The following is a 19,200-nucleotide window of genomic DNA, read 5'->3' on the forward strand; positions in this document are numbered from 1 at the left end:
CCTTCGACAGGAGGACATGCCATGCCGGTACAAACCTCGCCTGAACTCTTCTGGCTCACGCTCGTCGCACTGCTCACCGCACTTCTGTGGGTCCCCTATATCCTCCAGCTCATCATGCAGATGGGGGTGATGGGCGCGCTCATGGACGCGCAGGGCGAGCATCCCCACAAGGCGCAATGGGCGCTGAGGGCCAAGCGGGCCCATTACAACGCGGTGGAGAACCTGGTGGTCTTCGCCCCGCTCGCGCTCGCGGTGCACGCGCTCGGCGCCGGGACCGCCGCGACGGCACTTGCCGCGGCCGTCTATTTCTGGGCGCGCCTCGCCCATTACGGCTTCCATCTCTTCGCCCTGCCGGTCGTGAGGACGCTCGCCTTCCTGGTCGGCTGGGGCTGCCAGCTCGTGCTCGCCTTCACCCTGCTCGGCTGGATGTGAGCCGCTTCGAGCTGACACGCCGCCACGCGCTCGCCCTCACCGCGGCGGGCGCGCTGGCATCCTGCGCCCGCCGCAGCGCGGCGGACGCACCCGAGGGCCTTCTGCGCGTGGCCATCGCCAACGAGCCGGACAGCCTCGACCCGCTCAAGGGCCAGTTCGCGTCATCGGCCCTCCTCTACAAGCAGCTCCACGCCCCGCTGACCGAATACTCCCCGACCGGCGGGCTGGCGCCGGGGCTTGCCGACGGCTGGCGCAGCCGGGACGGGCAGGTCTGGACCTTCCGCCTCAATCCGGGCCTCGTCTGGTCGGACGGCACGCCGCTGACCGCGCAGGACGTGGTCTGGACCGCGCGCCGGGCCGTCGATCCGCGCACCGGCTTTGCCGATCTCGGCGACTTCTTCGCGGTGGAGAACGCAAAGGCCGCGCTCGCCGGGGAGGCCGCGCCCGAGACGATCGGGGTCGAGGCGCCCGACCTGCATACCGTGATCTTCCGCCTCGACCAGCCGGTCGGGCTCTTCCCGGTCTTCATGCGCGAGTTCTACCCCCTGCCCCGCCACGCGGTGGAAGCCAATCCGGACCGCTGGACGCGGGCGGAAAACTGGGTCGGCGCCGGACCCTACGTGCTGGAGAGCCAGTCCGCGCTCTCCTACCGGCTCGTGAGGAATCCGAGCTTCCATGCGGCAAGCTCGGTCTCCATTCCCGCGGTGCGCGTCGAGGTGGTCGAGGACGCGGCGACGCGCACGCGCCTGTTCCGGGCCGGCGATCTCGACCTCGCCGACCAGCCGCCCCCCGAACAGATCGGCTTCCTGAAGGAGCAGATCGGCGAACGGATGAAGAGTTTCGAGGCACCGATCCTCAGCTATCTCAAGATCAATCACGCCCGCCCGGCGCTTGCCGACGTGCGGGTCCGCCAGGCCCTGTCGCTCGCTATCGACCGGGCCTTCCTCGCCGACCAGTTCTTCGACGGGGAGGCCTCGCCCACCGAAACCGTGATCCCCTCCGAGGCCCCCGCCGCGCCGGCCGATCTCGACACCGCGCGCACCCTTCTCGCCGCCGCCGGGTACGAGTCCGGCACGCCGCTGCGGCTCTCGCTGCGCACCACCTCGGGCGGGCGCGAGCGCCTCGCGGTCGCGATCGCGGACGATCTGTCGCGCATCGGGGTGGAGATCGAGCTTCTGGCGACCTATCCGGTCGACATGTTCCAGGCCGTCGATGCCGGCGAGTTCGACCTCGCCCTGTCGCGCTTCGACCGCGGGCTGAAGTCCGATCCCAACTTCATGCTGCAGCCCTTCGGCCCGGAAGGCTCCGCCGACGACGGGGGCTGGCGCGGCCCGGTGCGCGAAGCCTTCGACGCACTGATGAACCAGGCGCGCGCGACGATCAACGCGGAGATGCGCAGCACGCTCTATCACGAGGCCGAGCGCCTTCTGCTCGCCCAGCAGGCCATCATCCCGCTGCTGCACGAGCGGGCCTTCTGGATGGTGTCGGACCGGGTGACGGGTGTGCGCGGGGAGGTGCAGCCGATGCTGTGGCGGGATCTGGGGCTGGCGGGATGAGCGCGAGCGCCGCGCGCCTCCTCGAGCGCTGGGCGGACCATCTGGAGGCGGCCGGCCTCACCGATCCCGGGGCCGCGACGGGCCGGCGGATCATTGCCCGTTACGGCCGACCACACCGGGTCTATCACGGCCGGGGCCATCTCGCCTTCCTGCTGGGCGAGATCGAGCGCATGGCCGGTCTCGTCGGCGATCTCGCCCGCCTGCGTTTCGCCGCCTGGTTCCACGACGCGATCTATGCGAGCTGGCGCAAGGACAACGAGCTTCGCAGCGCGCTCTGGGCCGAGATGGCGCTGCGCGCGATGGGCGCGGACGCCGCGCTCGCGGACCGGACCGGCGCGCTGATCCGAGCGACCGCGCGCCATGGCGAGGGCGGCCGGGACGGCGACGACGATCTCTTCCTCGACATGGACATGTCGATCCTCGGTGCGGCCCCGGAAGTCTACGACCGCTACGCGCGCCAGGTGCGGCTCGAATATTTCTGGGCCCCGCCGCAGGCCTACCGCAAGGGACGGCGCGCCTTCCTGGAGGCCGTTCTGGGGCGCCGCCGCATCTTCCTGACCGACACCTACGAGAGCGCGCTGGGCGCGCAGGCTCGCGAGAACCTGCGCCGGGAACTGAGCGGCCTCTGACTCCCCCCTCGCCATCGCCGCGATTCCGCGCTAACACCCCGCTTCAGCATTTCGCCAGAAATCCCCGCCGCCATCCGGGCCGTTACCGGAGGGCCTGGCGGGGTTGCGCGCGAACGAAGACCCCTGCTGGAGCGTTTCCCGCCGAAGCGTCCGCCGACACGTGAGAAGAGGCCTGCCATGCCCAAGCGCACCGACATCGACTCCATCCTGATCATCGGCGCCGGGCCCATCGTGATCGGCCAGGCCTGCGAGTTCGACTACTCGGGCGTCCAGGCGGTCAAGGCGCTCAAGGAAGAGGGCTACCGGGTCATCCTGGTCAATTCCAACCCGGCCACGATCATGACCGATCCGGGCCTGGCCGATGCGACCTATATCGAGCCGATCACGCCGGAAATGGTCGCCAAGGTGATCGAGAAGGAGCGCCCCGACGCGCTGCTGCCGACCATGGGGGGGCAGACGGCCCTCAATTGCGCGCTCGAACTCGACCGGCGCGGCGTGCTGGACCTGTTCGGCGTGGAGATGATCGGGGCCAAGGCCGACGTCATCGACAAGGCGGAGAACCGCGAGCGCTTCCGCAATGCGATGGACAAGATCGGCCTTGAAAGCCCGAAATCGCGCACCGTCCACTCCATGATCGAGGCCGAGACGGTGATGGACGAGCTGGGACTTCCCGCCGTCATCCGCCCCTCCTTCACGCTCGGCGGCACCGGGGGTGGCATCGCCTACAATGTGGAGGAATTCCGCGAGATCGTCGCCTCGGGCCTGGCCGCCTCGCCGGTCAAGGAAGTGCTCATCGAGGAGAGCGTGCTCGGCTGGAAGGAGTTCGAGATGGAGGTGGTCCGCGACCGCGCGGACAACTGCATCATCGTGTGCTCGATCGAGAATATCGATCCGATGGGCGTGCACACCGGCGATTCCATCACCGTCGCGCCCGCGCTGACCCTCACCGACAAGGAATACCAGCGCATGCGCACCGCCTCGATCGCCGTGCTGCGCGAGATCGGGGTGGAGACCGGCGGCTCGAACGTGCAGTTCGCCGTCGATCCCAAGACCGGGCGCATGGTCGTCATCGAGATGAACCCGCGCGTCTCGCGCTCGTCCGCCCTGGCCTCGAAGGCCACCGGATTCCCGATCGCCAAGGTCGCGGCCAAGCTGGCCGTGGGCTACACGCTGGACGAGATCGACAACGAGATCACCGGCGGGGCGACGCCGGCGAGCTTCGAGCCGACGATCGACTACGTCGTCACCAAGATCCCGCGCTTCGCCTTCGAGAAATATCCCGGCGCCAAGAACACGCTGACGACCTCGATGAAGTCGGTCGGCGAGGCGATGAGCATGGGACGTACCTTCAAGGAGAGCGTCCAGAAGGCGCTGCGCTCGCTGGAGACCGGCCTGTCCGGCTTCGACGAGATCCGCATCGAGGGGCTCGACCACGCCGACAGCCCGGACAGCCGGCGCGCGGCCATACTCGCGGCACTGAACACCCCGACCCCGGACCGGCTGCGCGTCATCGCCCAGGCGTTCCGCGAGGGGCTGAGCGTCGAGGACGTCAACAATGCCTGTTCCTACGAGCCCTGGTTCCTGCGCCAGATCGAGGAGATCGTGCAGACCGAGGAGGACGTGTCCACGCTCGGCCTGCCCGAGACGGCGGAAGGGATGCGCGCGCTGAAGGCCGACGGCTTCTCCGATGCGCGCCTCGCGCAGCTGACCAGGCAGGACGAGGCGAGCGTGCGCGCCCACCGCAGGAAGCTCGGCGTCAGGCCCGTCTTCAAGCGGGTGGATACCTGCGCGGCCGAGTTCGAGGCGGCCACGCCCTACATGTATTCGAGCTACGAGACCGGGGAGTGCGAGAGCGATCCGACCGAGCGCAGGAAGGCGATCATCCTGGGCGGCGGTCCGAACCGGATCGGCCAGGGCATCGAATTCGACTATTGCTGCTGCCACGCCGCCTTCGCGTTCGCCGAGATGGGCATCGAGTCCATCATGGTGAACTGCAATCCGGAAACCGTCTCCACCGACTACGACACCGCAGACCGGCTCTATTTCGAGCCGCTGACCGCCGAGGACGTGCTGGAGCTCATCGAAACCGAGCGCTCCAGGGGCGAGCTTCTCGGCGTCGTCGTGCAGTTCGGCGGGCAGACCCCCCTGAAGCTCGCCGCGGAACTCGAGGCGGCCGGTATCCCGATCCTGGGCACGGCGCCGGATGCGATCGACCTTGCCGAGGACCGCGAGCGCTTCAAGGAATTGCTCGATCGGGTCGGCCTGCGCCAGCCGCCGAACGCCATCGCCAAGTCGGAGGAGCAGGCAACCCGGCTCGCCAGGGAACTCGGCTTCCCGCTGGTGCTGCGCCCCTCCTTCGTGCTCGGCGGGCGGGCGATGGAGATCGTGCGCGATCAGGAGAGCTTCGAGCGCTATATCCGAGAGGCGGTCCACGTCTCGGGCAAGGCGCCGCTCCTGCTCGACCGCTATCTCACCGACGCGAGCGAGGTCGATGTCGATGCCGTCTGCGACGGCGAGGAGGTCTGGGTCGCCGGGGTGATGGAGCATATCGAGGAGGCCGGCGTGCACTCGGGCGATTCCGCCTGCGCCCTGCCGCCCTATTCCCTGTCGGACGAACTCGTCGCGGAACTCAAGCGCGAGACCGAGGCGCTGGCCCGGGCGATCGGCGTGAAGGGGCTGATGAACGTCCAGTACGCGGTCAAGAACGGCGAGATCTTCGTGCTCGAGGTCAATCCGCGCGCCAGCCGCACCGTGCCCTTCGTGGCCAAGGCGATCGGCGCGCCGGTCGCGGCCATCGCGGCCAAGGTGATGGCGGGAGCCAGGCTCGCCGAGTTCAACACCAGGCCGTCCGATCCCGGCCACGTCGCGGTGAAGGAAGCCGTGATGCCGTTCGCCCGCTTCCCGGGCGTCGATCCGGTTCTCGGCCCGGAGATGCGCTCGACCGGGGAGGTCATGGGCATTGATGCCAAGTTCGAAGGCGCGTTCGCCAAGGCCCAGCTCGGCGCCGGCGTGAACCTGCCGCGCACCGGCACCGTCTTCGTCTCCCTGAAAGAGGGCGACAAGGCGATGATGATCGAGCCCTGCCGCCAGCTCACCGAGATGGGATTCACGATCCTCGCCACGGGAGGCACGGCGAAGACGTTGTCGGACGCCAATGTTCCGGTCACGCGCATCAACAAGGTGTTCGAGGGCCGGCCCCACATCGTCGACGCGATCAAGAACGGCGAGGTGCAGCTGATCTTCAACACGACCGAGGGGCGCCAGTCGCTGATCGACTCCTACTCGATCCGGCGCACCGCGCTGGAACTGAAGGTGCCGTGCTACACCACGGCCTCGGCGAGCCGGGTCTGTGTGCAATCGCTCGCAGCCATCGATGCGGGAGAGCTTGAACCGCGCGCCTTGCAATCCTATCGTGAAGGTTCGGCCTGACGGCGCGATTGCCGCGCGCCAGGCCGGGACGTCGCATTCTGACGGGACGATTTCATGCAGAAGATTCCGATGACGGCCGAGGGCCATCAGGCCCTCGACGCAGAACTGAAGCATCTCAAGAGCGTCGAGCGCCCGGCCGTGATCCAGGCGATCGCCGAGGCGCGCGAGCACGGCGACCTCTCGGAGAATGCCGAATACCACGCCGCCAAGGAGCGCCAGGGCTGGATCGAGGGCCGCGTTCAGGAACTCGAGGACAAGCTCGCGCGCGCCCAGGTGATCGACACCTCCAAGATGGGCGGCGACACGGTGAAGTTCGGCGCGACCGTCACGGTCGTCGACGAGGACACCGACAAGGAAGCCACCTACAAGATCGTCGGCGAGGACGAGGCCGACGTGAAGTCGGGCAAGATCTCGCTGTCCTCCCCGATCGCGCGCGCGCTGATCAACAAGGAGGTCGGCGACGTGGTCGAGGTCAACGCCCCCGGCGGGGTGAAGACCTACGAGATCCTGAAGGTGGAGTGGCTGTAGCCCCCCTTTGACCGGACAAGGGCGGCCGCCGGACCTCCGGCGGCCGTTTCTTTTCCGGGAAGGTCTGGCCTCGCGCGCGCTTTTGTCCGAACATTTGGTCCGGCAGAGGCGGGAGAGACTCACATGACCATCGCGATCCTCGGCGCGGGCAGCGTCGGCCAGGCGCTCGCCGGACGCTTCAAGGCGGCCGGGCGGAGCTATCTCTACGGCGCGCGCGACACCGCCGAGCGCGAGGAGCTCGCTCCCCACAGCGCGCTCGCGAAGGAAGCCGTCGCCAGGGCCGACATGGTGCTGCTCGCGGTCCAGTATCCCAAGGCCGAAGCGGCGCTGAAGGGCGCGGGCGATCTCACGGGCAAGATCGTCATCGACGCCACCAATCCGCTGCAGATGACCGATGACTGGCTCGCCCTCTCGGTCGGCCACACCAGCTCGGGCGCGGAGGACCTCGCGCGGCGCTTTCCCGAGGCCCGCTTCGTGAAGTGCTTCAACCAGACCGGCGCGGAGACTCTCGCCGATCCGGGCCGGCTGGACGCCCGCCCTGCGATGTTCGTCGCCGGCGACGACGAGGATGCGCGGGCGCAGGTGCGCGATCTGGCCGAAGCCTGCGGCTTCGAGGCCATCGACGCCGGCCCCCTCAAGACCGCGCGCCTGCTCGAGCCCCTGGCCATGCTCTGGATCGAGCAGGCCCTCAAACGCGGCCAGGGCCGCGACTTCGCGTTCGCGCTGACGCGGGCGAAATAGGAACGGCCGCCGGAGATCCGGCGGCCGCCTTCGTTCTGAAGCGATGACGAGTTCAGAGATCGAGGTCGGCGGTGCGCACGATCGTCATGTCGCTTGCGTTGATCGCCGAGTCCTGCCCGAGCGGCCCCAGATCGATGCCATCGCCGCGGCTGCGGCCCTGCGCGATGAGGTCGCCTTGGGCAACCGTCTCGCCGCGCGCCACCTGCACCGCATCGAGGTTGTAAAAAATCGTCGACCATCCGGTGGCGTGATCCAGAACCACATACTGTCCCGCGCTGTCGGGACCCGGCGCGTCGGTGCCAACCGCCCGAACGCGCCCCGCTGCCGGAGCATAGATCTCCGGATCGGAGTCGACGAACACGAACTCGCTGCGCGCGCGGCTGTCGACATCCTCGATGAGAACCGCCGCCGCTTCGCCGCTCTCGCGTACGCTCATGAAGACCGGACGCTCGCGCTGATCCAGGAAGCGCAGCTCGGTATCCGAGCCGGCGCTTATCACGTGAATCAGCGGATGGGCGGCGTTGACGACACCGATCGTAACCTCTTCACGGCCGTCCTCGGTCTCTCCCACGACGTCGATGGCCAGACGATCACCGGTCTCGTCGGTGAACTCGATGCGGGCATCGCCCCTGCCCTGCACATCGGCACGAATATCCACGGGATTGCCATTGGCATCCTGGATCGTGAGCGAGATCGGGTCGGTCGAACCGCTGGCCACGCCCATGATCGAGGCCCAGTTCGCCGGGTTCAAGAGCACCTGGCGCGGGTCGATATCATCAAGCGCCTCGAGGGCTTCAAGGCGTTCGAGTTGCTCGAGTGCCTTGAACGGCGAGGCCTCGATCGCGCGCCGGACGGGCGTGGCCGCCTGGCTTTGAACAACCGCGACCGTGGCACGAGCGGAGACCGCCGCCGGCTCCCCGGCAAGGGACGCCGAAACCAGGGCCTGGGCGGCCGCCACCGGAACGATGGCAATAGACAGCGCGGCCGCGGCCGCCACGGCGAAGAGGGCCTGACCATCCCGTTCGCCGCTGTTCGCAAGTATCGCTTTGATGCGCATTTTTCTTACCTTTCCAACCGAAAGCCCGAAGGCCGAAATGATGTCAGCGCCGGGCCTCTCGACCCAGGGGACATCGATGAGGGCGCGGGCATAGGCCCGCGCATTGGCCCGCCTGCCCAGCACCGCGAGCGTTTCCGCATCGCAGGCCATTTCACGGGCAAGCGAGAGTCTCCGCTCGATCCGGGCGAAGACCGGATTGAACCAGAGAAACACGCCCAGGAACTCGCCGAGCAGACGATCGCGTTCGTCGCCACGCCTTGCGTGGACGAGTTCATGGACCAATGCATACTCGCCGGTGCGGCCATGGCCCTTCTCCGCGAGCGTGCGGGGAAAGACGATCGTGGGCTTGAGACCCGTCAGGAATGGCGAACCCGCAGCCTCGCTCGTCCACAACCGCACTGCGCCGGCCGCAAGTCCGAGCCGGCCGGCCCAGTCGGCCAGGAGGTCGGTGATGGGTCCTTCCGCCGGACGGCTGCGAGCGAGAAGGCGGGCGATGCTGAGACGGTTCAGCAGGAAGCCCGTGAGCGCTCCGGCAAGCCCGACGCAGTACAGGACGAGGAAGAGCAGGCTCGTGGCATCGGCGAACACAGCGATCCATTCGGCGCGCGCCGCGTCGAGCAGGGACGGCAGGGATCCCTCGCCGCCCGGGACGGCGGGCGATGGCGCTGCAGGTTGGGAGGTGGCGGAGACTTCCGGACGCACATCCAACCGTGCCGAGCCCGGTGCGTCTTCTCCCGCTGCCGTGCCGGGTATGCGCGAATCGACCGAAAGGGCCGTGGAGTTGCTGGAGCGTGCGGTCAGCAGACCGCTGGCTGGCAGCGCGGGCGCAGCGATCGCCACCAGCAAAGGAAGGAGCGCGGCAAGGCGCGCAAGGCGCCAGACAGACACCGAGGTAAAGCGTTGGCCGGATAATGCCTCTGCCCTGTCGGCGACAGCATAGGCCAGCGCTGCCAGCGCGAGGCTGGACAGCATGGCAATCATGACCAAGGGTGCGATCGTGCTCACCGGCTCTTCTCCTGCGCGTCGGTCTCCTCCAGAAGCGCGCGCAATTCCTCGCGTTCCGCCTCATCCAGCAGGGGACTGTCGGTAAAGGCGGAGGCAGGAATGTGACCTTCGACCTCCAGCACCCGGCGCGCGAAGTCGCGCACCATTCGACCGATCATCTCCACCTTCTTCGGCTTCGCCTCGAACAGGGTGAGGCCGTGGAACTCGCCGCGCGTGACGAGCCCCTTTTCCACCATGCGCGAGAGCACCGTGCGCGTGGTGGAGTAGGACCAGCCGAGCGGCGCACCCGCGGCCTCGTGCACCTCGCGGGCGCTGGCGCGTCCGCCGCGCCAGAGCGCCTTGAGGAGTTCGAGCTCGTTCGGGCTGGGTTCGGGCGAAGTCATGACATGTCTCCTTCTATCGCTACATCTGTAACACGTTTGGTGCCTCTGTCAACGACACACGACGAGACCGTGAATTGACGCCCCGCGCCGCGCCGCCGAGTGTGCGCGCATGACCTCGTCCGAACGCACCTGTTTCGTCGTCTTCGACGGCCGCCGCGGCATCGAGAACCAGGCCTTGGGCCTGGCCGAAGCCGTGGCCCGCCTGACGGCGCTGCGCCTGATGCCTGTCCATGTGCCGCGTTCGGGGCCGATCGAGGAGCCCGGCGCTATCGCCCCGGAGCTGTGGATCGGCTGCGGGCGGGCCGCGGTGCGCGCAAGCGGGCCGCATCGCAGGGCCTTTCCCGATTGCGTGATGGTCTATGTCCAGCACCCGCGCGAGGCCTTCGAGCGATTCGACCTCATCGTCCCGCCCCGCCACGACCGGATCGACGGGCCGAACGTGTTTCCCATCCTCGGCTCGCCCAACCGCATCACGCCTGCGCGCCTGGCCGAGGGTGCGGCACCGTTCGCCGAGCGCGCCGACGCCCTGCCGGCGCCCCGCGCGGCCGTGCTGATCGGAGGCGACAGCAAGCATCACCGCTTCACGAAGGAGGCGGGCGACTATCTCCTGGACCGGCTTGCCTTCGTCAGGAGCCGGGGCGTCGCCCTGATGGTCACCGTCTCGCGGCGCACGCCGGAAGATTTCACCGACGTGCTGCGCGCCCGCTTCCGGCGCGATCCGGGCGTCTGGCTGCACGACGGGGACGGGGCGAACCCCTATTTCGCCTTCCTCCATTACGCCGACTGGATTTTCGTCACCGAGGATTCCACCAACATGCTCACCGAGGCGGCCACCGCCGGAAAGCCGGTCTACCGCCTCGGGCTCGACGGGGATGCTGGCAAGTTCAAGCGGCTCTACGGCGAGCTGGAGGCCCACGGTGCGATGCGCCCCTTCCTCGGCCGGCTGGAGCGCTGGGACTATACGCCGCTCCACGAGACCGACCGTGCGGCGCGCCGCGTGCTTGAAATTCTCGACGCGAGAGCCCACTCCTGACCCCGAGAGACGAGGGGCGCGCGAATCCGTTCACGCCGGCCCGCTTCAGACAACGAGAAGGATCCCCGCCATGAGCGAGACGCGCCACGGTAAAGTCGTCATCATCGGATCGGGCGCGGCCGGCTATACCGCCGCGATCTATGCGGCGCGCGCGATGCTGAAGCCGATGCTGATCTCCGGCCTGCAGCCGGGCGGGCAGCTGACCATCACCACGGACGTGGAGAACTATCCCGGCTTCGCCGACGTCATCCAGGGTCCCTGGCTGATGGAGCAGATGAAGGCGCAGGCCGAGCACGTGGGTACCGAGATGGTCAACGACGTCATCGTCGAGGCCGACCTGAAGGCCACCCCGAAGCGGCTCGTGGGCGATAGCGGCACGGTCTACACCGCCGATGCGGTGATCATCGCGACCGGGGCGAGCGCGAAGTGGCTGGGCCTCGAGAGCGAGCAGAAATTCCAGGGCTTCGGGGTTTCGGCCTGCGCGACCTGCGACGGCTTCTTCTACCGCGACAAGGAGGTCTTCGTGATCGGCGGGGGCAACACGGCGGTGGAGGAAGCGCTGTTCCTGACCAATTTCGCGAAGAAGGTGACGCTCGTGCACCGGCGCGATTCGCTGCGCGCGGAGAAGGTCATGCAGGACCGCCTGTTCAAGCATCCCAAGATCGAGGTGATCTGGGACAGCGTGCTCGACGAGATCCTCGGCCAGGAAAAGCCCATGCCGGGCGTGACCGGGGTGCGGCTGAAGAACCTTAAGACCGGCGAAACCGAGGAACGCCCCGCCGACGGCGTGTTCATCGCCATCGGCCACGCGCCCGCGACCGAGCTGTTCAGGGACCAGCTGGAGACCAAGCAGGGCGGCTATCTCGTCACCACGCCGGGCTCGACGCAGACCTCGATCCCCGGCGTCTATGCCGCCGGCGACGTCACCGACGACAAGTACCGCCAGGCGGTCACGGCCGCCGGCATGGGCTGCATGGCGGCGCTGGAGGCCGAGCGCTGGCTCGCGGCCAGGGAGGCGGAGGGCGGAGCCGAGGAAGATGCCGCCTGACAACCTTACAGGGTTTTCACTTCGTCAGGCGCTGGCTATCGGCTAAGGCATCCCGAGCCAAGCCGGCCTAGAGCCGCCGGTCGCAGGGGGCCTGCCTGTCCATGCCGAATCCAGTCCGTGTTCTCGTCTGTATCCTGGCCGTTCTCGCGCTGCCGCTCACCGCGGCCTCGGCCCGCGACGACCGCTTCGCGCGGTTTGCCGCCCACGATCCGCAGAGCGCACTCCACGTCAGCTACGACGCCTGGACCATCCTGCTCGAAGACATCGTGTACGATGTCGGCTTCTCCAACCGCGAGCCGGCCGATCCAGCGGGCACGCGCGTCACCGGAACCCGCATCCGGCTCGGCTCCAACAGCCGCTACCGCTACGAGGGCAACCGGCTCCTGCTGCATCTCATCGACGACGAGCGTGCTGCCGCGATCTCGCAGTACCGCGAGGAACTTGCGCGCCTTCCCGAGCAGGTTTCCCTCGCCCGGCTGAACCGCAACGAGCAGCTGGCCTACTGGCTGAATCTCCACAATGTCGTGGTGGTCGACGAACTCATCCGGAACTATCCCGTCACACGCCTGAACCGGGCCGGCAACGCATTCCACAACGATCCGGTCGTCACCGTGGACGGCGTCGAACTCAGCCTGAACGACATCCGCTTCGAGATCGTCCAGGCCAACTGGTCCGATCCGCGCATCATCTACGGTTTCTTCTCCGGCGCGGTCGGCGGGCCGACGCTGCAGGACAGCGCATTCGATGGCCGCAGGGTCTGGACCCAGCTCGACCGAAGCGCGCGCGAGTACGTCAATGCGCTTCGCGGCGTGGAGAACGACACCGCCACCTTGAAGGTCTCGCAGCTCTATTTCGAGCATCGCGCGCTGTTCGAGCCCTGGCCCTCGGCCCTGCGCAACCACCTCTATGCCTTCGCCAATGGCGACGTCTACGCCGTGCTGGACGGCGCGGGCGGAGACCCCGAAGCGCTGACCTATGACTGGTATGTCGCCGACCTGACGAACGGCAGCCGCTGCGGCGGCGCCGGGCGGGGTTCCCTCGTGATCAGCACGAGCGGGGAAGGCAATGTGCAGTTCAATGGCGGGTGCGAAGCCGTTCCCCCTCAGGCCCGCGAGCTTCTTCGCGCGGTGACGCTGCGGCGCCTCGAAATGCTGCGCGAGGGCCGGATCGGCCAGGTCTTCGTTCGCGATATCGAGACCCCCTCCGACGGCGGCGAGCCCGAAACGCAAGGCGGAGAAGACGGCTCGCGCTGAATTCCCGCAAGGCGCTGGAGATCGGCCCCTGCTTGGGTTATCGAGGCGCCATGACCGACACAGCCCCGCCCGCCGTACAGATCGAGGCCCTGCGCTTTCGCTACGCCGTGCGCGCGCCGCTGGTGCTCGACATCGAGCGCCTCGAGGTCGGCGCGGGCGAGCGCGTCTTCCTGCGTGGACCGTCGGGCTCGGGCAAGTCGACGCTGCTGGGGTTGATCGCGGGCATTCTCGAGCCCGGCGAGGGGCGGGTAGAGGCGCTGGGTACCGACATGGGCGCGGCCGATCCGGCGACGCGCGACGCGACACGGGCCGCCCGGCTCGGTGTCATCTTCCAGATGTTCAACCTCCTGCCCTACCTGCCGGTCGGCGAGAACGTCATGCTGCCCTGCCGCTTCTCCGCCGAACGGGCCGCGGCGACGAAGGCGGCGGGCGGGCCGGAGGCCGAGGCGCGCCGCCTCCTGGAGCGGCTCGGACTGGACGCCAGGAGCTATTGGAACGCGCCCTCGCGCGCGCTCTCGGTGGGCCAGCAGCAGCGCGTCGCCGCGGCGCGCGCCCTGATCGGCAAGCCCGCCCTCATCCTTGCCGACGAGCCCACGAGCGCGCTCGACACCCACCGGCGCGACCGGTTCATCGAGCTGCTGCTGGAGGAATGCCGGGAAAGCCGGGCGGCCCTGCTGTTCGTCAGCCACGATGCGGGCCTTTCGGCCCATTTCGACCGGGCGCTCGATCTCGAGACCATCAACCGCGCCAGCGTGGAGGGCGAGCCGGCATGAGCCGCTTCCCCCTGCCCCGCCTCGCCCTGCGTTCGGTGCTGAACCGCCGCGCCACGGCGATCCTGACCGCCCTGACCGTGGCGATCTCGGTGACCCTCTTCCTCGGCGTGGAGAAGGTCCGCCATGGCGCGCGCGCGAGCTTCGAGAACACCATCTCGGGCACCGACCTCATCGTTGGCGCGCGGTCGAGCCCGATCAATCTCCTGCTCTATTCCATCTTCCATATCGGCGATCCCACGAACGCGATCAGCTGGGAGAGCTACCAGGCGGTCGCCGGCGCCCCGGGCGTGGACTGGACCGTGCCGATCTCGCTGGGCGACTCCCACCGCGGATACCGCGTCGTCGGCACCGACAACCGCTTCTTCGAACATTACAAATACGCCGGCGGGCGCGATCTCGCCTTCGCGTCGGGCGGGGCGCTGGACGATCTGCACAGCGCCGTCGTCGGCGCGACGGTCGCGCGCGAGCTGGACTACCGGACCGGCACCGAGATCATCGTCGCCCATGGCGGGGGCGAGTTCAGCTTCGTGCAGCACGACGCTCACCCCTTCGCCATCACCGGCGTGCTCGCCCCGACCGGCACGCCGGTCGACCGCTCCGTCTTCGTCAGCCTGCGCGCGATCGAGGCGATCCATGGCGGCGGCGCGCACGGGCAGGAGGACGGGACAGAGGCGAGCGAGGATCATTCAGAGGGACACGCCCACGAGGGCGAGGATGCGCACGATCACGAGCACGCGGGCGATGGCGAGGTCGAAGCGGACACCGGTTCCGACCCGCTGCAGCCCGACCAGGTCTCGGCCTTCCTCGTCGGGCTGGAGCACCCCTCGGCCGCCCTGCGCCTGCAGCGTCAGATCAATACCTATCCCGACGAACCGCTGCAGGCGATCATCCCGGGCGTGACGCTGGTCCAGCTGTGGAGCGTCGTCGGCGCGGCCGAGCGCACGCTCGCGGCCATCGCCGCCTTCGTGGTGCTGACCGGGCTGGTCTCCATCCTCACCGCCATCCTGACGAGCCTCAACGAGCGCCGGCGCGAGATGGCGATCCTCAGGGCCCTCGGCGCGCGCCCGCACCACATCTTCGCGCTGCTGGTCAGCGAGGCCGCGCTCATCGCGCTCGCCGGCGCGATCCTCGGCACCGGGCTCACCTATGGCGTGCTCGCCGCCGCCCAGCCCATGCTGGAGGCGCGCTACGGCATCCTCATCGCGCAGATGACACCCGGGCTCTACGATCTGGCCATCGTCGCCGCGGTGACACTCGGCGCGGCGGTGCTCGCCGCCTTCCCGGCCTGGCGGGCCTACCGCAATTCGCTCGCCGACGGGATGACGATAAGGGTATGAGTAATTTGCATGCGCCCCGCCTGTCCCGGCGTATAAGCGCGGACGGGAGGAGACGGACATGGACTGGGACAAGCTGAAGACGTTTCACGCCGCGGCCGAGGCCGGCTCGCTGACGCGCGCCGCCGAGGCGCTTCACCTGTCGCAGTCGGCGGTGAGCCGCCAGATCAGCGCGCTGGAGACAGAGCTGGGCGTCAAGCTCTTCCACCGCCATGCGCGCGGCCTCATCACCACCGAGCCGGGCCGGCTGCTGTTCGAGGCAACCCAGGAGATCGCCGCCAAGATCGCGTTTGCCGAGGCCCAGGTGCAGGACAGCCGCGACGAGCCGACCGGCGTTCTGCGCGTCACCGCACCGACCGCGCTCGGCGCGATCTGGCTGGCGCCGCGCCTCGCCCGCTTCCATGAGGCCTTCCCGCTGATCAGGGTGCGTCTCCTGCTCGCCGATCACGAGCTCGACATCGCGAATCTCGAGGCCGATGTCGCGATCCGGCCCTGGCCTGCGACGCAGAACGACCTCATCCAGCGCAAGCTGATGGATGTCAGCCAGCACCTCTACGCCTCCCCGGTCTATCTGGCGCGCCGCGGCACGCCGGAAGGGCCCGGCGATCTCGACCGGCACGCCATGATCGCCTACGGGCCGCGCCACCTCGCCCCGATCCCCAATCTCAACTGGCATCTGGTGCTGGGCCGGGAGAAGGGCGCCAAGCCGCGCGAGGCGGTGATAGAGGCGAACACGATCAACGGCATCATGAAGGCCACCGAGGCCGGGCTCGGCCTGTCGGGGCTGCCCGACTACGTGGCGCGCGAGAACGAGAAGCTCACCCGCGTCCTGCCGGAAATCGACGGGCCGAAATTCGAGGTCTATTTCGTCTATCCCGAGGAGCTGAAGGGCTCGCGGCGCGTCACCGCGTTCCGCGAATTCATGATCGAGGAAGTCAAGCGCTGGCTCGGGTGACGCGGCGCCGGCGGCGCGGCTCGCCGGAGCGTCCTGCGTCTTGACCCCATACGCCTGCGAGCGTATCCAGCCGGCCTCACGCCGACCGAGGCGAGGACCCTGACGATGAAGCGTTCCGACTGATCCCACCGCTGCCGCGCACGCCGTGCCGGCATCCGCGCGCCGCCGTGCGCGCATCGATCAGCGACAGGACTTCATCATGCCAAGACTTCAGGACAGGATCGCGCTCGTCACGGGCGCGGGACGCGGTATCGGCCTTGCCATCGCCGAGGCCTTCGTGCGCGAAGGCGCGCGCGTCATTCTCACGGACATCGACAGCCGGGCCGTGCAGGCCGAGGCCGAGCGCCTCGGGCCGGCGGCCCTCGCCTTTGCCCTCGACGTGCGCGAGGAGGACCAGTGGCGCGCCTGCGCGGCGTTCGCGGCCGGGCGCTTCGGCGGCTCGACATACTGGTGAACAATGCCGGGATCACCGGCTTTCCCGAAACGCCCGGGCCCCACGATCCCGAGCATCTCGACCTCGCGAGCTGGCGGGCGGTCCACGCGGTCAACAGCGACGGCGTGGCGCTCGGCTGCAAGTACGCGATTGTCCTCATGAAGCACCGCGAGGCGGGATCGATCGTCAACATCTCCTCGCGCTCGGGGGTGGTCGGGATCGCGCGCGCGGCCGGCTATGCGGCGAGCAAGGCCGCGGTGCGCAATCACACCAAGACCGTCGCGCTCTACTGCGCCGAGGAGGGCTATCCCATCCGCTGCAACGCCCTGCTGCCGGCCGCCATCCTCACCCCGATGTGGGACGCGGTGCTCGGCACCGGGCCGGAGCGCGAGGCGGTGATGGAGCAGATGATCGCCGAAGTGCCGATGCGCTGCTGGGGCATGCCGTCCGACGTGGCGGAGGCGGCGGTCTATCTCGCCAGCGCGGAGTCCCGCTACGTCACGGGCGCGGAGATCCATATCGACGGCGGAATCCTCGCCGGCAGCACGGCGCCGCCGAAACCGGTCAGCGCTTCGGACTGACCGCGGCGGAGAAGGACGAGCCGACGATTGCGATGAGCAGGCGGGCGAGGACGGTGAAGAAGAGCAGGAGCAACGCCCCCTCCTCGATGAACAGGTCGAGCCAGACATTGTAGCGTGCCGGCAGGGCCGTCCCGGTGATCCAGGTCTCGACCGTCTTCGCCGACTGGACCAGGTCGTCCAGGATCTCCGGCAGGAACAGTCCCAGCGAGATCAGCATCGCGTAGGACAGGATGAAGGACAGGAATATGGTGAAGGTCGCGTTCGTGACGCGTCCGAAGATGAACCCCATGGCGAGACGGTCTCCCTCGTAGAACCGAGCGCGGCAGTGCCCTTCATGACAATGCGCGCCCTCCCCTCGTGTTCCAGTCTAGCACGCGCGCGCCCGGGCGTCGCGCCCGCTCAGGCGATCCGGGTGACGCGCACCGGCTCGCGCGTGTTTGACCAGGCCCGGCTCATATAGGACTCGCCCACCGACAGGCCGCGCCAGGGCTCGCAGATCTCCTGTCCGCGCGTGCGCACGCACAGGGTCCGGCCGTCGAAGTGCCAGGTCTCGCCGCCCCCGCGGCTGTCCTGCACGCGCCCGTCCGGAGCGAAATCGACGGTGAAGTCCCCGTGCGCGCTCTCGATCGACCAGGTCTGACCGGCCGGACCGGCCTCCTGTGCGGCGGCGGCAGCCGTGGCGAGGGCGGCAAGCCCGGCCAGTACGAATTCTCTGCGAAGCATCAGGACCCTCCCCCGGCAATGGCGCGGCAGCTTATCGCGTGATCGCTCACCGGCAAGAACCGCGCCAGAACCGGGAAGAGGCCGGTCGCTACGCGATCCGGGTGATCGTCAGCTCGGTCCCGTTCTGGGACCAGTCGGTCGTGGTCATGCTCTCGCCGACCGCCATCTCCTCCCAGGAGTTGCACATGGACTGGGTGCCCTCCTCGGCCTCGATGTGCAGGCACAGCTCGCCGCCCTCGTAGGTCCAGGAGCCTTCGCTGCCGGCCGAGTTGGAGTAGCCCCCGTCCTCGGAGAACGTGCTCTGCCAGGTGTTCTCCCCGTCGGTCACCTCGTAGACATGGCCGGCCGGGCCATCGGCCATTGCGAGCGAAGCCAGGCCGAAGGCAGCGGCCGCAGCGGTGAGAATGGTCTTCATGATGTCCTCCCAAAAATCGTCCCGGCCCATTTGCCGGGCGGCGATATGGTTAACGCCGCCGGGCGAGAGTCAATCGGGCGGTGCCATGAAATTTTTCGCACGGAAAAGCCCCGGACCGGAGGTCCGGGGCCATTTGCGGCTTCGATGAATCCCAGCGTCTAGCCTACCGAGCGCGAGGCGGACTCGTCGGCGGCGATGGCGCGCAGCATCCAGGCATTCTGCTCGTGCCGGTGCATGCGCCCGATGAGCATGTCCTCGGTGACCTTGTCGCCGAGATCGGCGGCGATGTCGGAGGCCTGCATCATGCGCCGGGCGATCTGCTCGTTGTCGGCGGCGAGCGCCTCGACCATCTGCTTGGCCGTCTTCGGCTCGCCGTCATCGTCCTCGATCGCGGTCACCTCGGCGAACTCGCGATAGCTGCCGGGCGACTTGTGCCCGAGGGCGCGGATGCGTTCGGCGAGGTCGTCTGCGGCCCGGAAGATGTCCTCGTACTGGCTCTCGGTCAGCTCGTGGATCGAGACGAAGAGCGGGCCGGCCACGTTCCAGTGATAACCCTGCGTCTTGACCAGCAGCATGTAGGTGTCGGCCACGATCATGGCGAGCTGGTCGGACAGGCGCTTGCGCGCCACGTCGTCGGCGACGGAAATGTGCGGCTTCTGCTCGTTGCCCGCTTGTGTGTCGAGCGCACGCGTCATGGGGCGGACTCCTCGGATCTGCTTGAAAAGAACGTCGCTTCGCCGGGCCGGATCAGGCCAGGAACATGAAGAAGAAGGCCAGGAAGAGAATCACGGCCGCCGCCGCGAGCGAGATGTAGAGCACGCGCTGCTGGAAGAAGCGCTTCTCGCCCTGGCGGGCTTCGGTCTTGTCGAGCTTCACTGTCATCTCGGTCCTC

19 protein-coding genes and 1 pseudogene are annotated in these 19,200 nt (G+C 68.4%); 13 read left to right on the forward strand and 7 right to left on the reverse strand.

Features of this window, described 5'->3' with window-relative positions:
• Positions 1 to 21: 21 nt before the first annotated feature.
• The 6 genes from JW792_RS08145 to JW792_RS08170 all read left to right on the forward strand — a co-directional run bounded on the left by JW792_RS08145 (position 22) and on the right by JW792_RS08170 (position 7,315).
• Positions 22 to 432: an MAPEG family protein gene (locus JW792_RS08145; protein WP_135996197.1), complete on the forward strand. Its 411-nt coding sequence runs from the start codon at positions 22 to 24 to the stop codon at positions 430 to 432.
• Entirely contained in the window at positions 429 to 1,988 is a 1,560-nt protein-coding gene (locus JW792_RS08150) for a peptide ABC transporter substrate-binding protein (RefSeq protein WP_158291611.1), read from the forward strand. Before JW792_RS08145 ends, JW792_RS08150 begins: the two co-directional genes overlap by 4 nt.
• Complete coding sequence (locus tag JW792_RS08155; protein ID WP_135996195.1) at positions 1,985 to 2,617, forward strand: HD domain-containing protein; 633 nt, start codon at positions 1,985 to 1,987, stop codon at positions 2,615 to 2,617. Before JW792_RS08150 ends, JW792_RS08155 begins: the two co-directional genes overlap by 4 nt.
• 177 nt (positions 2,618 to 2,794) lie before the next feature.
• Positions 2,795 to 6,046 (forward strand): carbamoyl-phosphate synthase large subunit, encoded by a 3,252-nt coding sequence (gene carB, locus JW792_RS08160; RefSeq protein WP_135996194.1) that lies wholly within the window; start codon positions 2,795 to 2,797, stop codon positions 6,044 to 6,046.
• Between the two features lie 54 nt (positions 6,047 to 6,100).
• Entirely contained in the window at positions 6,101 to 6,574 is a 474-nt protein-coding gene (gene greA / locus JW792_RS08165; protein ID WP_135996193.1) for a transcription elongation factor GreA, read from the forward strand.
• A gap of 123 nt (positions 6,575 to 6,697) precedes the next feature.
• Positions 6,698 to 7,315 carry an NADPH-dependent F420 reductase gene (locus tag JW792_RS08170; RefSeq protein WP_135996192.1) on the forward strand — a complete coding sequence of 206 codons (618 nt, stop codon included), beginning with the start codon at positions 6,698 to 6,700 and terminating at the stop codon, positions 7,313 to 7,315.
• A 52-nt stretch (positions 7,316 to 7,367) separates the two neighbouring features.
• Here JW792_RS08170 and JW792_RS08175 read toward each other — a convergent pair whose 3' ends face one another.
• Complete coding sequence (locus JW792_RS08175) at positions 7,368 to 9,377, reverse strand: M56 family metallopeptidase (RefSeq protein ID WP_135996191.1); 2,010 nt, start codon at positions 9,375 to 9,377, stop codon at positions 7,368 to 7,370.
• On the reverse strand, positions 9,374 to 9,760 hold the full coding sequence (locus JW792_RS08180) for a BlaI/MecI/CopY family transcriptional regulator (protein WP_135996190.1): 387 nt from the start codon (positions 9,758 to 9,760) through the stop codon (positions 9,374 to 9,376). Before JW792_RS08180 ends, JW792_RS08175 begins: the two co-directional genes overlap by 4 nt.
• A 109-nt stretch (positions 9,761 to 9,869) precedes the next feature.
• Here JW792_RS08180 and JW792_RS08185 point away from each other — a divergent pair, with 109 nt between their 5' ends.
• From JW792_RS08185 to JW792_RS08215, 7 genes and pseudogenes are all read left to right on the forward strand, one after another.
• A complete protein-coding gene (locus tag JW792_RS08185; protein ID WP_135996189.1) occupies positions 9,870 to 10,793 on the forward strand; it encodes a mitochondrial fission ELM1 family protein in 924 nt (307 codons plus the stop codon).
• A gap of 70 nt (positions 10,794 to 10,863) precedes the next feature.
• Positions 10,864 to 11,841, forward strand: a complete 978-nt coding sequence (trxB, locus tag JW792_RS08190) for a thioredoxin-disulfide reductase (RefSeq protein WP_135996188.1) — start codon at positions 10,864 to 10,866, stop codon at positions 11,839 to 11,841.
• 101 nt (positions 11,842 to 11,942) lie between these two features.
• Positions 11,943 to 13,094 carry a DUF547 domain-containing protein gene (locus JW792_RS08195; protein WP_135996187.1) on the forward strand — a complete coding sequence of 384 codons (1,152 nt, stop codon included), beginning with the start codon at positions 11,943 to 11,945 and terminating at the stop codon, positions 13,092 to 13,094.
• Positions 13,095 to 13,144: 50 nt separating this feature from the next.
• Positions 13,145 to 13,867, forward strand: a complete 723-nt coding sequence (locus JW792_RS08200) for an ABC transporter ATP-binding protein (protein WP_135996186.1) — start codon at positions 13,145 to 13,147, stop codon at positions 13,865 to 13,867.
• Positions 13,864 to 15,204 carry an ABC transporter permease gene (locus tag JW792_RS08205; protein ID WP_135996185.1) on the forward strand — a complete coding sequence of 447 codons (1,341 nt, stop codon included), beginning with the start codon at positions 13,864 to 13,866 and terminating at the stop codon, positions 15,202 to 15,204. Before JW792_RS08200 ends, JW792_RS08205 begins: the two co-directional genes overlap by 4 nt.
• Positions 15,205 to 15,262: 58 nt before the next feature.
• A complete protein-coding gene (locus JW792_RS08210) occupies positions 15,263 to 16,156 on the forward strand; it encodes a LysR family transcriptional regulator (protein WP_135996184.1) in 894 nt (297 codons plus the stop codon).
• A 199-nt stretch (positions 16,157 to 16,355) separates the two neighbouring features.
• Positions 16,356 to 17,170: pseudogene (locus tag JW792_RS08215) on the forward strand (SDR family NAD(P)-dependent oxidoreductase).
• Here JW792_RS08215 and JW792_RS08220 read toward each other — a convergent pair.
• The 5 genes from JW792_RS08220 to JW792_RS17065 form a co-directional block, all read right to left on the reverse strand.
• Positions 17,154 to 17,459 (reverse strand): hypothetical protein, encoded by a 306-nt coding sequence (locus tag JW792_RS08220; protein ID WP_135996183.1) that lies wholly within the window; start codon positions 17,457 to 17,459, stop codon positions 17,154 to 17,156. The pseudogene JW792_RS08215 and the gene JW792_RS08220 overlap by 17 nt on opposite strands.
• A 110-nt stretch (positions 17,460 to 17,569) precedes the next feature.
• Positions 17,570 to 17,893, reverse strand: coding sequence for a hypothetical protein (locus JW792_RS08225; RefSeq protein ID WP_135996182.1), 324 nt, complete (start codon positions 17,891 to 17,893; stop codon positions 17,570 to 17,572).
• An 88-nt stretch (positions 17,894 to 17,981) separates the two neighbouring features.
• Complete coding sequence (locus JW792_RS08230) at positions 17,982 to 18,308, reverse strand: hypothetical protein (protein WP_135996181.1); 327 nt, start codon at positions 18,306 to 18,308, stop codon at positions 17,982 to 17,984.
• A 158-nt stretch (positions 18,309 to 18,466) separates the two neighbouring features.
• Positions 18,467 to 19,003 carry a Dps family protein gene (locus tag JW792_RS08235; RefSeq protein ID WP_135996180.1) on the reverse strand — a complete coding sequence of 179 codons (537 nt, stop codon included), beginning with the start codon at positions 19,001 to 19,003 and terminating at the stop codon, positions 18,467 to 18,469.
• Between the two features lie 52 nt (positions 19,004 to 19,055).
• The gene (locus JW792_RS17065; protein WP_277419637.1) at positions 19,056 to 19,190 is read right to left on the reverse strand and encodes a hypothetical protein; all 135 of its coding nucleotides are present in this window, start codon (positions 19,188 to 19,190) and stop codon (positions 19,056 to 19,058) included.
• Positions 19,191 to 19,200 lie beyond the last annotated feature (10 nt).

This window comes from Marinicauda algicola, from assembly GCF_017161425.1.
Taxonomy (GTDB): Bacteria; Pseudomonadota; Alphaproteobacteria; order Caulobacterales; family Maricaulaceae; genus Marinicauda; species Marinicauda algicola.

What these genes read in the sequence shown, in the direction of transcription:
- JW792_RS08205 (WP_135996185.1), top strand. Translation starts at nt 13,864, where the DNA reads ATGAGCCGCTTCCCCCTGCCCCGCCTCGCCCTGCGTTCGGTGCTGAAC.
- JW792_RS08155 (WP_135996195.1), top strand. Translation starts at nt 1,985, where the DNA reads ATGAGCGCGAGCGCCGCGCGCCTCCTCGAGCGCTGGGCGGACCATCTG.
- JW792_RS08180 (WP_135996190.1), bottom strand. Translation starts at nt 9,760, where the DNA reads ATGACTTCGCCCGAACCCAGCCCGAACGAGCTCGAACTCCTCAAGGCG.
- JW792_RS08185 (WP_135996189.1), top strand. Translation starts at nt 9,870, where the DNA reads ATGACCTCGTCCGAACGCACCTGTTTCGTCGTCTTCGACGGCCGCCGC.
- JW792_RS08235 (WP_135996180.1), bottom strand. Translation starts at nt 19,003, where the DNA reads ATGACGCGTGCGCTCGACACACAAGCGGGCAACGAGCAGAAGCCGCAC.
- carB (WP_135996194.1), top strand. Translation starts at nt 2,795, where the DNA reads ATGCCCAAGCGCACCGACATCGACTCCATCCTGATCATCGGCGCCGGG.
- JW792_RS08225 (WP_135996182.1), bottom strand. Translation starts at nt 17,893, where the DNA reads ATGCTTCGCAGAGAATTCGTACTGGCCGGGCTTGCCGCCCTCGCCACG.
- trxB (WP_135996188.1), top strand. Translation starts at nt 10,864, where the DNA reads ATGAGCGAGACGCGCCACGGTAAAGTCGTCATCATCGGATCGGGCGCG.
- JW792_RS08200 (WP_135996186.1), top strand. Translation starts at nt 13,145, where the DNA reads ATGACCGACACAGCCCCGCCCGCCGTACAGATCGAGGCCCTGCGCTTT.
- JW792_RS08195 (WP_135996187.1), top strand. Translation starts at nt 11,943, where the DNA reads ATGCCGAATCCAGTCCGTGTTCTCGTCTGTATCCTGGCCGTTCTCGCG.
- JW792_RS08230 (WP_135996181.1), bottom strand. Translation starts at nt 18,308, where the DNA reads ATGAAGACCATTCTCACCGCTGCGGCCGCTGCCTTCGGCCTGGCTTCG.
- JW792_RS08145 (WP_135996197.1), top strand. Translation starts at nt 22, where the DNA reads ATGCCGGTACAAACCTCGCCTGAACTCTTCTGGCTCACGCTCGTCGCA.
- greA (WP_135996193.1), top strand. Translation starts at nt 6,101, where the DNA reads ATGCAGAAGATTCCGATGACGGCCGAGGGCCATCAGGCCCTCGACGCA.
- JW792_RS08220 (WP_135996183.1), bottom strand. Translation starts at nt 17,459, where the DNA reads ATGGGGTTCATCTTCGGACGCGTCACGAACGCGACCTTCACCATATTC.
- JW792_RS08170 (WP_135996192.1), top strand. Translation starts at nt 6,698, where the DNA reads ATGACCATCGCGATCCTCGGCGCGGGCAGCGTCGGCCAGGCGCTCGCC.
- JW792_RS08210 (WP_135996184.1), top strand. Translation starts at nt 15,263, where the DNA reads ATGGACTGGGACAAGCTGAAGACGTTTCACGCCGCGGCCGAGGCCGGC.
- JW792_RS17065 (WP_277419637.1), bottom strand. Translation starts at nt 19,190, where the DNA reads ATGACAGTGAAGCTCGACAAGACCGAAGCCCGCCAGGGCGAGAAGCGC.